Here is a 14505-nt window from a genome sequence, read left to right as displayed (position 1 = left end):
TCTATTTTAATTTCAGGTATTACAGAATGGATTTCATTATTTCACCCCCCAAGCTTTCCATTTATATATACTGTGTTTTCGGCAATGATCTACTCTGATCATCGTTATTTTTGTGAATAATACTGAGTAACCTGGAAGCTGCAATGATTCCCATCTGATAGCCATCATTGATCTCATATTCATAAGATTCATCAAGATATTTCGGAAGCTTTCCTTCGCTGATGGCCACGACTTTGATATTGGTATTATTGAGATTTCGCTTAATAAGACAGCTGTGAAGTCCGGCCAGAGTTTCATCACTCATCGCAAAAAAACCGTCAAAACTTTCCTGTTCCAAAATAACCTCCAATTGTTCTTTCACAATTTCCGGCGATTCACAAAATATCGTCTTATATTGAATTTCAGGGGAAGTATTTATTTTTTTTAAGAAAGATGTTTTTCTGGTCTGTGTAATTTCAAGGCTTTCATCTCCAAAAATGGCCAGTATTTTTTGACAACCCTGCTGAATAAGTTTCTCAGCAGATAATTCAGCATTTTTTTCATTGTCAAACACCACGGAATCATAAATATCCTGAGGAATGATTTTATCAAAAATGACCACGGGGATTTCCATTTCATCAATTTTCTGAAAATGCTTAAAATCCTTGGTTTCCTTAGTTAAAGAAATAAGAATTCCGTCCACCCTAGAATTGATACAGGTCTGAATATTTTCCAGTTCCTCTTCATAGGAATCCTCAGAAGATAAAATGAAAAAGTGATATCCTTCTTTATTGAGTACCGAAGAAATCCCTTTGATAATAGACGGGATAAAAAACATGGAGATGGCCGGAACAATGAGTCCGATCACTTTAGAAGATTTCTTTCTGAAATTGATCGCAAAATCATTGGGAACATAATTAAATGTCTCCGCGGCTTCCTTCACCCTGAGTTTTACAGAACTGCTGATATCGGGATGATCTTTCAAAGCTCTTGAAACAGTTGAAGCACTTATATGAAGCATTTCAGCGAGGTCTTTTATGGTCGTTCGTTTCATTTTGGCAAGTGACATAAATTATTGGGAGAAATTATGAATATTTTTGCGTTATTTTTTTATTAAAGAACGTTAAATAAAAACGGTAAAAAAGTTAACAAAATGTTAAATTTAAAATAACTTACTAACCGCAAACGTTTGCACAATCGTTTGCCATTCACAATCTGTTCACATGCTTATTAAAATCACTTTTTGATAGGGTAAAAAAAATACTTTTAGGCCATAAACAAAAACTCAAAAAATTATGGAAGCAAATGTGATTAAAAAATTGCTCGTTTTCGGAACGATGAATATCGCAGCCTTTATGTTCTCTCAAAGTACCACAACAGATTCTACTTCTGTGAAAGACAAAATGATCGATGAAGTAGTGATTACAGGTAACTCTAATCCAAAAGCTTCCATTAAAACGAGTACTTCTATTTCTACTTTAAAGCCTGCAGATATTATCAATGCCGCTCCAAGGACTACCGCTGAGATTTTCAGAACCATTCCGGGCATCCGTGCAGAATCTTCCGGCGGAGAAGGCAATTCTAATATTACGGTAAGAGGAGTTCCTGTGTCTGCAGGGGGATCAAGATACTTACTGATACAGGAAGACGGGCTTCCGGTGATGCAATTCGGAGATATTGCTTTCGGTACACAGGATCAGTTTACCAGATTTGACTCTTTTGTTTCGAGAATTGAAGCACTAAGAGGAGGTTCAGCATCTGTTTTTGCTTCTAACTCACCGGCAGGGATTATCAACTTTATTACCAAAACCGGAGAAAAACAAGGAGGAAGTATTACCCAGCAGGTAGGTCTTAATTATAAAAACTTCAGAACTGATGTTGATTACGGAACTCCTCTTGGAAATAATTATTTCATAGGAGTCGGTGGATTCTACAGAGGTGGAGACGGGCCAAGAAAAACAGGATATATATCCAATAACGGAGGTCAGTTCCGACTGTCTCTACTCAAAAAGTTCGAAAAAGGAAGCATCAGAATTTATGGTAAATATCTGGATGACCGTACTGCGGCCTACATGCCAATGCCCATCGCTGTTTCCGGTTCGGATTCTAACCCTGACTACTCTTCTCTGAGCAATTATAATATTTTAACCGGGGCGCTACAGTCTTCGAATTTTAGAAATGATCTTACCATCGGTGGAAACGGACAGGTCTTAAAAAGTGACATCCGCGACGGAATGCATTCTGTATCTAAAACTGTTGGTCTGGAGTTTAATTATGACCTGGGCTCCGGATGGAAACTTGAAGAAAAAGCAAGATATGCTGCGAATGACGGACAGTTTTTGGCTCCGTTTCCAGCTTCAGTAGGAAGTAAAGCTGAAATTCTGGAATCCATTGCAGGGTATGGAAGTGCCGTATATGCAGGAACCAACACCGCAGTAGACAGCAATGCAAAATATATGAAAACGGTTTTGTTCAATACCCAACTGAATAACCTTAACAATTTTTTCAGTGACCTGAATATCTCCAAAAAATGGGATAAGGCAAAACTGAATGCGGGAGTCTATAACAGCAGTCAGAACATCAATCTTTCGTGGAACTGGAATACGTATCTCATGGAAGTCTCTGACAACAACGCCAGATTGGTCGATGTGATCAGCCCTACAGGAACGAAAATTACTGATAGCGGACTGCTTCATTACGGAGTGCCGGATTGGGGAGGTGTAAACAGGAACTACGACACCAAATATTCAGTCATTGCTCCTCACGCGCAGGTAGAAATCAATGTTGTTAAAAATCTTACCCTGGATTTAGGGGCAAGGTATGATTTCGGAAAAGTATCCGGAAGTTTCTCGGGCACGCAAAACACGATGCGCACGATAGATGTCAACCAAAACGGAACGATTGAAACTCCTGAACAGTCAGTTGCTGTAGTGGACGGAACTGTACCTGTAAATTACCGGTACGGAATTTTTGGATACTCTTTTGGAGCCAATTATACCATCAACTCTCATAACGCATTTTTTGCAAGAGTCAGTCAGGGAGGAAGCGCTTCTGCAGACAGGATTTTGTTTGCAGGATATAACTACACGAACAATGATGATCCTGCTCTGGATGCTGTAAAAGTAAACAAGGTCAACCAGATTGAAGGGGGATACAAATTAAGATCAGCGAATTATTTCCTGAATACTACTCTTTTCTATGCTAAAACCATTGAAGCCAACTATGAAGCTACTACTCAGATAAGAACTGAAAACAGATACCAGTCCATGGGGGTAGAATTTGATGGATTTTACAAAATCAACAAATACTTTGATATCAAAGCCGGTCTTACGTATACTCATGCTGAAATTAAAGATGCCATTGATAAAACGATCGTAGGAAATACGCCCAGAAGAACGCCAAAATTCATGTACTCTATTAATCCTAATGTGAATATTGATAAGCTTAGCCTTGGTTTCTTTGTGGTAGGATCTACAAAAGCCTATACTCAGGACGTTAACAAACTGGTGATGCCGGGCTATGCTTTAGTAAATCCATACATCGCCTACCGACTCTTGAAAAATCTGACGCTAAATGTAAATGCCAATAATATTTTTAATTCACTGGCTATTACTGAAGCGGAAGAAGGTTCCATGGTGGGAACTAACGGAATTATCAGAGCAAGAACTTTACCGGGAAGAACTTTTGCGGCAAGTGTAAAATTCGATTTTTAAATAAGTAATTTCATTATCGATTTAAAGAAATTTTATTCATGATAATTTGATCTTTCATCAGAATTAACAGAAAGACTCCACTTTATAAAAATGATATGTTAAAGCAACAAGCCTTAGAAGTTATATACCAATCGATCTCTGAACAAGGGATCTTAGCATCATCCGAACAGCGGGACAATTATGCTAGAGTCTGGTCAAGAGATTCTATGATGACCGGAATTGCAGGCATACTGATTCAAAACCAAATCATCATTGATGGTTTAGAAAAGTCTATTCTGACCCTGGCCAAACATCAGGCTGAAAACGGACAGATTCCGTCGAATGTTTATGGTGAAAAAGCAAGTTATGGAACGCTTGTAGGAAGAACAGATGCTACAATCTGGTGGATTATCGGGGCTTGTGAATATATTGAGCATTGTAAAAACGATTCATTAAAAAACACAATACAACATAACATTTACAATGCTCTTTCATGTCTCAAAACCTGGGAGTTTAACCAAAGAGGACTTTTGTACAGCCCATTGGGGGGGAACTGGGCGGATGAATACGTCACTTCCGGATATGTTCTTTATGATAACGTCCTTCGATACTGGGCGCTGAAGAACGCCGCAAAAGTGTATGATGACTCTGATCTGGCCATGCAGGCTGCCGCAACAAAGAAACTCATTGAAAACAATTTCCGGAAAAACAGTTCTCATGAAACAAAACATCATGAGACTGCTTATCAGAAAGCAACGGAAAAGCCTTATTTATGGGCTTCTCTTAATGCAAACGGTTATGATGAACGTTTCGATCTTGCTGGAAATGCCCTTGCGGTTCTCCTTGGTTTTGAGCTTGATATGGATGCTTTTACTCATTTCTTAGAACAATTAAATTCAGAGTTTAAGCACTGGATGCTTCCTGTTTTTTATCCTGTCATTTTTCCTGGAGATTCAGACTGGAAATTATTAGAAAACAATTACAGTTATCAATTTAAAAATGAACCCTACCATTTTCATAATGGTGGATCCTGGCCCATTTATCTTGGCTGGCTTTGTCTTGGTTTGAAAAAAAGAGGATTTGACGAAATTCCCAATAAAATTTTAAGCCAATATGAACAGCTTCTTGAAGAAAAAGGAACCCGTTTTAAAGAGTATTACTCTACGGATCAATTACTGCCTTTAGGGACTGATCAATTATGTTTTTCAGCATCTGGGTACTTACTGATGACGGTTTAAAACACTTCATCACCCCTAATGTTGTCAAAATACCACAAAGAATTAAATTAATGACTAAACGAAAATAAAGATGATTGGAGATGTTATAGAACTGCAGGAAAAGCATTTGCATACAGCGGAAAATATTTATAAAATTATAAAGCAAACACTTGCTTTAAATGATGACTATAAATGGGCTGTCGGGATTTGTGGTGAAAGCGGGAGCGGAAAATCTGTCACTGCTTTTGCGCTGCAGAAGGTAATGGAACAAAGTGGAGTCAGCAGTCTGGTACTCCAGATGGATGATTACTTTACACTTCCTCCAAAAAACAATCATGAAAATCGTCAGAAGAGTTTAGACAATGTAGGAACCCAGGAGGTTCAGCTGCACCGTATCCAGGAAAATCTGAGGCAGTTTAAGGCCGGAAAAATTAGTATTGAAAAACCTTTGGTTGATTATCAGGCTAATTCTATTGCTACAGAAACTATAAAGACAGATGCTATTCAGGTCCTGATCATTGAAGGAACATATATACTGGATATCGATGATTTTGACTTCAGTATCTTTATTGACCGTAATTATAAAGACACCTATGAAAACAGAATGAAGAGAAACCGTGATGAACAAAGTGATTTCATAGAAAAGGTACTTGATATTGAACATCATATTATCAGCAAATTCAAGGATAAGGCGAACTTAATCCTTGACAAAAACTATCAAATTACAATGCCCTAAACCATGACAAAAAGAATAATTCCCCAACTTAGTTTCTGGCAGATTTGGAATATGAATGTCGGTTTTTTCGGCATTCAGTATAGTTTCGGACTGCAGCAGACTGCTGTAAATCCATTGTATTCTTTTCTGGGAGCCCACGCAGAGCAGTTGCCGATTCTTAATCTGGCAGGACCGGTGACCGGTTTGCTTATTCAGCCTCTGATCGGGGCTATCAGTGATAAGACATGGAGCCCAAAATGGGGACGCAGAAAACCGTTCTTCTTACTGGGAGCTGTATTTTGCAGTCTGGCACTTTTCATTTTTCCTTTCAGCTCTACGATATGGATGGCGGTAGGATTGCTATGGATTTTGGATGCAGCCAACAATACAGCGATGGAACCTTACAGGGCATTTATCGGGGACAAACTTCCTGAAGAACAGCAGACGTATGGTTTTCAGATGCAGAGTCTTTTTGTAGGAGCAGGCATTACGCTGGCGAATTTATCGTTATTCGTTTTTCAGAAGTATTTAGGGGGTACTTCAGAATCGGGAGGAATTCCGAAATGGGTATATTATTCCTTCTTTCTGGGATCTTTCTGCTCTATCGCTTCCGTGGTTTGGTCGGTGTATAAAACACCTGAAATTCCGCCCACAGATGAAGAACTTGCTCAACTGAAAGCAGAGCGGGAAAACAGCACCGTGTTCACTCCCTTCATCGATATTTTCAAAGCGATTGTGAATATGCCCAAAATACTCTGGCAGCTGGCTTTGGTTTATCTATTTCAATGGTATGCACTCTTCTGTTACTGGCAGTTTGTGACTCCTATGATCAAACAGACGCTTTATGGAGTTTCAGAAAATGATGAAGAAAAGGCGAGCCATATTCTGGAACTCTCAAAAAACGGATCAGCGATTGTGAACAGCGACCTGTCGTGGGCCAAAAATATTGTTCACCTGGCTGAAACAGCGGTAGGACAGACGGGTCTGATGAATGGTTTTTATAACTTCATTACGATGATTTCAGCGCTTATTCTGATTCCATTTGCAGTCAAATTTTCATCAAAAAAAGTATATGCTTTTTGTCTTTTTGCCACCGGATTATCATTGCTGGTATTACCTTTTATCAAAAATGAATTTTTAATATTACTCCCTATGGTCCTGTTTGGAATCGGATGGGCATCTATGATGGGACTGCCCTATTCGATGGTTTCCCCTTCTATCCCTTCGGAGAAAAGAGGTGTTTATATGGGCGTTATCAATATGATGATCGTTGTTCCGATGCTGATACAGACCATTTCGTTTGGTTTTATCTATAAAAATATTCTTCATAACAATCCTTCTTATGCTATTCTTACAGCAGGGATACTATTCTTATTGGCAGCTATATCCGTAACCTACATCAAGATGAAAAAATAGCTGGGTAATTATATACTTCACGGGTAAAAAAATAAATGAATGAACGCTTAGAATTATTTAAATTCAGTGTTATCATTTCATCTGACCTTTGAAGTATATAATTCCTATCCTCCCGGTAGCGTTTAATTATCTTGATCTCAATTGACAATACTACTGAAAAACTAATTTATTCCTCAATTTTTGCAGATATTCCCTGATTCCAGAATTTGGTTTCCGGCATATAATACAAGTACACATTGCTTGATTTCCCTGTATATTCTCCAGCAAATTCTACTTTGAGGTCAAGATTGATGATTTTCTTCTCTCCGGCATCAAAGTGTTCCCAGTACAGCACGAGATAGTTGTCGAAAATTTCATAATAAGAAACCTGTTTTTTATCGATGAGATCTTTCAGCAAAGCATTCTGCAAAGTCAATCCGGCAGGAATTCCGATTTTTGCAGTGACCATCGGCAGCGGCCCATTGATTTTGTTTTTTACAGTAATGATCATTCGATTGGTCTCCCCTACTTTTGAAATTGCCGATTTCAATTGGGTATCCAATGTCACAGAGAGGTCTTTTCTTTCCGGAGCCTGCAGAGTATAATACTCATATTCCAGTTTATAGGGCAAGCCATTTTTATCAGGATATTTCACATCTATTTTGTTCTCTCCCGACTGAAAAGCAGATCCAGCACTATTACCAGGTTTGATTTCTGCTCCGTTGATCCTTATGGCCGGTTTTTCCTTACCAAATAATTTCTCATTTTTAGAAAAGAAACCAGATAAACTTTCTATGGCGAGACTCGTTGCCTGCGTAGAGCCAAATCCATAATATCCGTTGTAATCCATCAGTTGATCTGCAGTCTCCGCTATTTTCATCTGATTTAATTTTTCATCTTTCTGAAGTGCCATCATGTAAAGAGACATTGTTTCTGCATCTGCGGATCTTCCCCACGCACCTGTAAAAGTGGCTTTGGACTGTATCCTTTTACTTTCATACTGACTGTTCAGAAGGTCCATGATCTGGTGGTATTCTTTATCTTTTCCAAGATGAGCGGATGCATTGCCCAATAATGCCAGCTGATAGGAATCTTTTGAGGCCAAAACTCTTTTAAGCATAACCTGATAGGAATCTTCCAGTTCATTTTTAAAACCTGTTTTAGACAGCGCATAAAGGACGTACATATTTCTTGACCATGAATACTCTGAGTAGGCTTCATTCATTTCGTATGTTTTTCTTACTTCAAAAAGTCCATTTCTGTTTTTCTTCGATAAAATAAATGACGATAATCCCTGAATCAGTTTAGGATCTATGTTTACATATTTTTTCAGATATGAAAACTCTAATAAGGCAAACGCAGAAAGAGATACATCAGATTCCGAACCGTTGCTGAAATATCCGAAACCTCCGTCCTTATTTTTATAGCTCAGCAGTTTTTGGAAACCTTTCTTCATATTTCTGATGACAAGCTCCTGATTCTCACTGTTGATCTTTCCAGCAGATTTCATGTAATCCAGTATAAAAATATTAGGATAGATGGTTGAAGACAGCTGTTCAAAGCAGCTGTAAGGTTCTTTTTTCAGTCTTTCCAGATCTTCAAATAATTGGAATGTCGAATTCTCGAAAACATAATAAGAGGAATAGAAACTTCCGTTGATATAATCCGGAATGTTGACGGTCTTAGTCCCTGTGCTATTATCGATAATGGAATGGTAGTGAGGAAATCCTTTTTCTTCTACTTTAAAAGGAAGAATCATCGTTTCGCGGAAATCTCCTGATCTTACCGTAAACTGAATATTGGAGTTGATGGTATTGTTTGTTTTTATACGGACCCATAATCTTCCGGATTCTAGAGGTTTTAAAGTAATTACACTGTCGGATTGCATTAATGTAACATGGTTAGGAACGATAACATCCATTACCATTTTTCTAGTTTCCGAAGAATTATTTTTAATCACAACCGGAATCGTAATTTGATCCGTTCTGGTCAGGTATTGCGGAATTTTAGCATCAATCGAGATCAGGCTTTGTGCTGCATACGTAGTTTCATCTCTTCCTAAAAGTCCTGATGAGGAAACCCCTTCCGTCATAATTCTGAATGCTGAACTGGCATCGGAATTATAAAATTCTACTTTTGCCTTTCCGTTTTTATCAGTTTCTACCACCGGATTCCAATACAATGCTTCCCGGTAATCGAAGCGGTATGAGGTAGCTGTTGAGGGATATACCGGATAGGAAAATTGTCTGCTTGGTCTGTACTCTGTAAGACTGTCTGGCGGAACTGATGTTATACCAAAATAAGACTTTGGAGTGATGTCAAACTTCGTTTTTGAATTATTGTCTTTAAATGAATTAATGATCACTACACCGTCTGCAGCCCTGCTTCCATAAACTGCCGTTGCAGCTGCATCCTTAAGGACTGTAATGCTGTTGATATCATTGGTATTGACTAATGTATTAAAATTGTCAACCGGAACACCGTCTACAATGAACAGGGGCGTTTTATTTGTGGAAGAGGATGCTCCTCTTATCCGGACATTTCCCTGATTAGGCATTCTGTCCGCTCCTACAATCTGCAATCCGGCAACTTTTCCGCTCAAAAGAGAGGGCATATTGGGGTTTAGAATTTCTACAGTGGTAGTGGTCGTTCGTGATGCTGCCTCCAGATTGTTTTTTATATTAAATGCCCCAACCATAACCACTTCCTCTATGGAAGAAGTTCTGATGGTATCTGATCTATTGCCTGCTGGTCTATTGACACGAGGTGGCGTAATTTCTTTGGCTTCTTTCGATTTTTCTTTGATCTCGGCATCTTTGATGATCTCTTCTACATCAATGTTACTTAATTTCTGATTGATCAGTGGATTAACATCCAGTCTGTAAGATAAAATTCTGGCTTTAACAGTCTGTTTAGGCAGAAAGGATCTGGCAATAATTTTATAAGAAAGATTTCTGTCCAGATCTGAAAAATAAAATTTTCCGTTTTCTGCTGTAGTCTGCTTCAGAATTTTGCTCTCTTTAGAATTTTGCTCTACCAGAAAAACGTCTGCTTTTACAGGGGTTTTATGTTCATCTTCTACGACTCCATAAATGGTATTCTTCTTTTCCGGCAGGTATTTATACTTCCCGGTTTTCACCACTTCAGGAATTATTTCAAAATAGCGATAACCGTTGGTAAGCATCACAAGGTCAAGGCTTTTTTGAGCTTTTTCTTCTTTTTGGTCAAAGTAAAACTGAGGGTTTTCAATTTTTCCTCTTAACTCGGAATCCATCAGCAGCCATGAAATGATATGATTTTGTTTGTCATCGGCATAAGTCCAGAGTTTATCATCTACCACACTCAGCGCTAAGTTGGCAGGAACCGGGCTTCCCTGATTATTGGTGGTTTCAATATCTAAAACAACTTTTTCTCTGGGAAGGTAGTGCTGTTTTACGGGCTGTATTTTCACATTCATTAGTCTGTTCTCATTGGTGAAAATAATACGTTCAGCCAATGGTAGGTCGTTTTCTGAAACTGTAAATCTGCAAATCCCCGATGGCAGCTCCGTTTCTGACACCTGGAGCTCATTCAATCCGCTTTTCAGTTGAATCGCTCTGGTATATATTTCCTTTTCACGAAAAGATCCTTTGAACGTTATATTTTTCTCATTTAAAGAAAAAAGTTTGAACAACAATTTTCCATTTTCTTTATTGATGTTAAAAACCAGACCCTCATCTTTTGCGATGGGCAGATCAAAAGTCTGTACAATATTTTCAGGCTTCATCACTTTTGCATAGTACGTTTCCTCTTTCTTTGGGGTGAAAAAGAAACTTCCCATCCCAAAATTATAGGCGGATACTTCTTTTATCTTTTGATGGTGCTGATTGTAAATTCCCAGTACAGCATCTACAGGTTTTTCAAATTCATCCAGGATCTTGAATGCTATATTCTGCTCTATTCCATTGACCAATGTTCCTCCTTCAGGCATGAATCTTACATCAAGATTATTTAAAACAACAGGAATATTTCGTGAAATTGATTCTGTAAAACCATCAAAATTCACTTTAATATTCAAGACGGCATCTGAGGATTTTAAAACAGCAGGAAGTCTGAACTTCAGCAGGTTTTTCCCTTCTTTATCGGTATCAAGCTTACCTTCTGAAACTTTTTCACCGTTGTGCATCACTGTATAATCCGCTTCATAAAACGGAATCGGAAGGTTACTGAGACTTCTCATTGAAAAATCTGCGGTCACCTCATCGCCTGCACTATATCCTTTTTTAGGGAAATCGAGCTTCATCAGGATTCTTGGTGAAACTATTTTCTGCAGGGTAATTTCTTTTTCAAATCCATTTTTTCCGGCCTCATTCTGCATCCAGTTGGTAGATGTTCTGATTTTATGGATTCCTCCTTTCATATCATCTGCAAAATAAACGGAACCTTCTGCATACCCGTTCCTGATCTCATATTTCGATTTCAAAAATACGCTACCGCTTGGCTCAATCAGCTCAAAATTGACCACTTTACTATCTTCAGATGGGAGATTATTTTCTCCTTTTACTACGTAGATTTTAAAGTACATCATGTCTCCGGGTTTATAAAATACATGATTGGTCTGTATATAGGTTTTCTCTTTTTCGAAATCATGAAATGCCTTTTGTGCCTTAACAAAGACTATTGAGCACAAAAAGAGAATTGAAATGATAGATGATGTCAACTTGTAATTCATAGGTTAAAATTTGAATGAAACCATGCATCCGAATGTTTTAAAAGAAGGGAGATTGAAGAAATCCAGTCCCCGCCCGTTATCCATATCGTAAAAATTCTGAGCCGGGTCTACGCCTTTATTGGCCTGCCAGAGCAGAATGTTATTGACGTAAAAAGTCAGAGTCAACACACGCTGGGTCTGATTAATCGGAAAATTGGCGGATAATGAGATATTATTGATTCTGATAAAATCTGCTTTTTGTACATAATCTTCGGCAACGCCTGCATAACCGTACCTCGACCATCTGTTTTCCTTTACATTGTTTTGAGGATTATAAAAATCAACAGGTACCTGATTGACACTTCCCGCCGCATTAACACCCTGAAAGATATAATTTTTGACATTCCTTTCTTCACCGGAGATAGAGGAACGTCCGTAATAATCAAGTACCGCCTGGGTTCCGTTCCAAAGCTGACCGCCGTTTTTCCATTCCCAATTGAGGTCTAATGTGTATCTTTTATAATTAAAACTATGATTGAACTTCATCACAAAATCCGGGGTAGGATCGGCAATTATTTTTCTTCCGGCAGCTTTTTTAGGAAATCCTGATTCATCAATGATCACCTGTCCGTCCGCACTTCTTTCATAATAACTTCCGACAATCGCTCCTAAAACCTGACCTTGTTTCAGGGTTTTGTAGATATCTTTAAATCCGGAAAGTGCCAGATCATTATAGACGGGAGCTGTTTTATCTACGATATCCGTATATCTGAAGAATGAAACTTTATTCGTTGTATAAAAATAATTCGACAAGGGCAGCCGGTCATACGAAAAATTGAATTCATACCCGCTGTAGGTATGATCTGCAGCATTTTTTAATAACAATTGATTATTTTCAAAAACGGGAAAAACATCATCTTTAATTTTTCTGCTGAAATATTCTCCTTCAAAACTTAGCCTGTAGCTTATATTGATTTTCGCTCCTGCTTTCCATTCTCTGGAATTAATATTGGACAATCCCTTAAAACTTTCAGCTTCCATGACAGGAAAGTATTGGTCATACTGATCCGCATTCAGGAGTACGGAAGCGTATGAAGCATATGATCTGGTCATCTCAGGTTCGGAACTTAATTGGGTATAAGCGCCTACAATTTTAAAATTAAAATTATTCCAGTTAAAAACATCATTAAACTTTAGTGAGGCATTGACTTTAGGCAGCCAATAATTATTTTTTTGTGACGTATTTGATATGTAGAATGAGTTTCCAAGATTAAATCCTGCTTCAAAATCATCATCTCTGATTTCCATATTGTAATTAAAAATATGATCCTGAGAAGTTCGCTGATAGATATTTCTCTTCACATTCAAACTGTTGTACACATCAGATTGGATATCATTGAGGATAAAATTAAGGCTGAACATATTCTTAAAATCATACCCTCCCAAAGTATAGGTTCCTAAAATATTGGAATGATAAAGCTTGTCATGCTGCGATCTTTCATTGTAAATTCCATTCGCAAATCCTGTAGTGGAGGGACTGTACCGGTCCAGATTCAGGAAACTGTCATTTTCATAGGACTGATTGATGTTCAGTTTAAAATTGCCCCAACTTTTGGAAGCTTCCAGACTGAATTGCCTGCGCTGGCTGCGGTAACTGTATCTTTTATCCTGATCAAAAAGAAATTGAGGATTATCAGCATTACTGCTATAACTTCTTTGTGAGCCGTCATTCAAAAACAGTTGCTGAGCATTTGAAAATGATACAGGTGTTAACAGTGAATTCAGATATACCCTGTTGAACAGTCCTGTTCTATTGGTATTTGTGACTTTATTGTCGTTATAATTAAAGGTGAAATTGAAAATATAACCGTTAAATAAGGTATTTAGCTTTGTTTTAATGGAATTGGCTATGCTAAACTGATCTGTAAAATACATCTGGTCCTTTTGATTTCCAAGTTCCACTGAAAGCCGGATTTTTTCCGCGTAGCCTTCTTTTATAAAAGCATTCAGCTTAAGTTGATTATTATATCCAACCGTAGTCTTAAAAACGTTATTATCATAGACTTTAGCAGGAAAATGACCGTCTGAAAGAGGCACCAACCTTCCGTTAAAATCATAATCATAAGGCAGTCCGTCAAAGGCTAATGAAGCGATATCCGGTCCGAAACTGAACATTTCATCTGTTTCTGGACCTTTCCATACAGGATTTCCGTTTTCAGATCTTCCCTGTACATAGGTTCTTTGGGTCTTAGGAACTGCATTCCGAGTTTTGACATCAAATGAAGTGGTAAAACTGCCGTTAAAGATCAAATTATTATGATTTAATCTTTTCAGCTTGTAAGTGCTGTCGGTTTTCTGTTTCAGTTTTCTTATTTCGTAAAAAGAGGCATCGGAATTTTTAGTCAGAACGGTTGGAGCATTATCAATACTGAAACGGTCTTCGTTTTTTCTGAAGATCAGACTGTCATAATCTTTAGTATAAATAGGAGTGACTGTTTCATTTTTTATTTCTCCTTCTACAATGGATTTAAGTTCTCTCAGATGATAAGACTGTACTACCAGATTATTTTTGCCGTTGTTCCAAACCAAGGTGTCATAAGGCTTGGCCGCAATAATGGCAGATCCTTTCTCATTGGTCATTTCATAAATACCACTGCTTTTATTATAAATTTTTAAAAAGTTCTGAGCCTTATCCCTGGGCGTTAAGAAGGTTCCGGAATAATACAGCTGTGAATTCTGTGCGCGCAAAAAGGTGACGGCAAACGGCAGCAGCAGATAAATTTTCTTCATCGTTATTAATATCTTTAAAAATAGAGA

At 38.0% G+C, this 14505-nt stretch carries 7 protein-coding genes; 4 read left to right on the top strand and 3 right to left on the bottom strand.

Translation table 11 applies throughout. The features are described from left to right. Nucleotides 1-61: 61 nt before the first annotated feature. Nucleotides 62-1048, bottom strand: a complete 987-nt coding sequence (locus tag BUC06_RS14655; RefSeq protein ID WP_073334759.1) for a LacI family DNA-binding transcriptional regulator — start codon at nucleotides 1046-1048, stop codon at nucleotides 62-64. Between the two features lie 226 nt (nucleotides 1049-1274). On the opposite strand from BUC06_RS14655, the gene BUC06_RS14650 reads away from it, so the two are divergent. From BUC06_RS14650 to BUC06_RS14635, 4 genes are all read left to right on the top strand, one after another. Then, on the top strand, nucleotides 1275-3692 hold the full coding sequence (locus BUC06_RS14650; protein WP_083564084.1) for a TonB-dependent receptor domain-containing protein: 2418 nt from the start codon (nucleotides 1275-1277) through the stop codon (nucleotides 3690-3692). A 95-nt stretch (nucleotides 3693-3787) separates the two neighbouring features. Further along, nucleotides 3788-4909 (top strand): glycoside hydrolase 100 family protein, encoded by a 1122-nt coding sequence (locus tag BUC06_RS14645; RefSeq protein ID WP_073334758.1) that lies wholly within the window; start codon nucleotides 3788-3790, stop codon nucleotides 4907-4909. Between the two features lie 70 nt (nucleotides 4910-4979). Next, complete coding sequence (locus tag BUC06_RS14640) at nucleotides 4980-5624, top strand: uridine kinase family protein (RefSeq protein ID WP_073334757.1); 645 nt, start codon at nucleotides 4980-4982, stop codon at nucleotides 5622-5624. Nucleotides 5625-5627: 3 nt separating this feature from the next. Beyond that, complete coding sequence (locus tag BUC06_RS14635; RefSeq protein WP_073334756.1) at nucleotides 5628-7019, top strand: MFS transporter; 1392 nt, start codon at nucleotides 5628-5630, stop codon at nucleotides 7017-7019. Between the two features lie 166 nt (nucleotides 7020-7185). Here BUC06_RS14635 and BUC06_RS14630 read toward each other — a convergent pair whose 3' ends face one another. Then, nucleotides 7186-11709: a TonB-dependent receptor plug domain-containing protein gene (locus BUC06_RS14630; RefSeq protein ID WP_073334755.1), complete on the bottom strand. Its 4524-nt coding sequence runs from the start codon at nucleotides 11707-11709 to the stop codon at nucleotides 7186-7188. 3 nt (nucleotides 11710-11712) lie between these two features. Beyond that, nucleotides 11713-14478 carry a hypothetical protein gene (locus tag BUC06_RS14625; protein WP_073334754.1) on the bottom strand — a complete coding sequence of 922 codons (2766 nt, stop codon included), beginning with the start codon at nucleotides 14476-14478 and terminating at the stop codon, nucleotides 11713-11715. Nucleotides 14479-14505: the final 27 nt, after the last annotated feature.

This window comes from Chryseobacterium carnipullorum, assembly GCF_900142785.1.
GTDB lineage: Bacteria > Bacteroidota > Bacteroidia > Flavobacteriales > Weeksellaceae > Chryseobacterium > Chryseobacterium carnipullorum.
The sequence above is the reverse complement of the archived record's forward strand: the minus strand, read 5'-3'. Positions and strand labels throughout refer to the sequence as shown.

Coding starts and splice junctions, on each gene's coding strand:
- BUC06_RS14630 (WP_073334755.1), bottom strand. CDS start 11,709: ATGAATTACAAGTTGACATCATCTATCATTTCAATTCTCTTTTTGTGC.
- BUC06_RS14650 (WP_083564084.1), top strand. CDS start 1,275: ATGGAAGCAAATGTGATTAAAAAATTGCTCGTTTTCGGAACGATGAAT.
- BUC06_RS14635 (WP_073334756.1), top strand. CDS start 5,628: ATGACAAAAAGAATAATTCCCCAACTTAGTTTCTGGCAGATTTGGAAT.
- BUC06_RS14645 (WP_073334758.1), top strand. CDS start 3,788: ATGTTAAAGCAACAAGCCTTAGAAGTTATATACCAATCGATCTCTGAA.
- BUC06_RS14655 (WP_073334759.1), bottom strand. CDS start 1,048: ATGTCACTTGCCAAAATGAAACGAACGACCATAAAAGACCTCGCTGAA.
- BUC06_RS14640 (WP_073334757.1), top strand. CDS start 4,980: ATGATTGGAGATGTTATAGAACTGCAGGAAAAGCATTTGCATACAGCG.
- BUC06_RS14625 (WP_073334754.1), bottom strand. CDS start 14,478: ATGAAGAAAATTTATCTGCTGCTGCCGTTTGCCGTCACCTTTTTGCGC.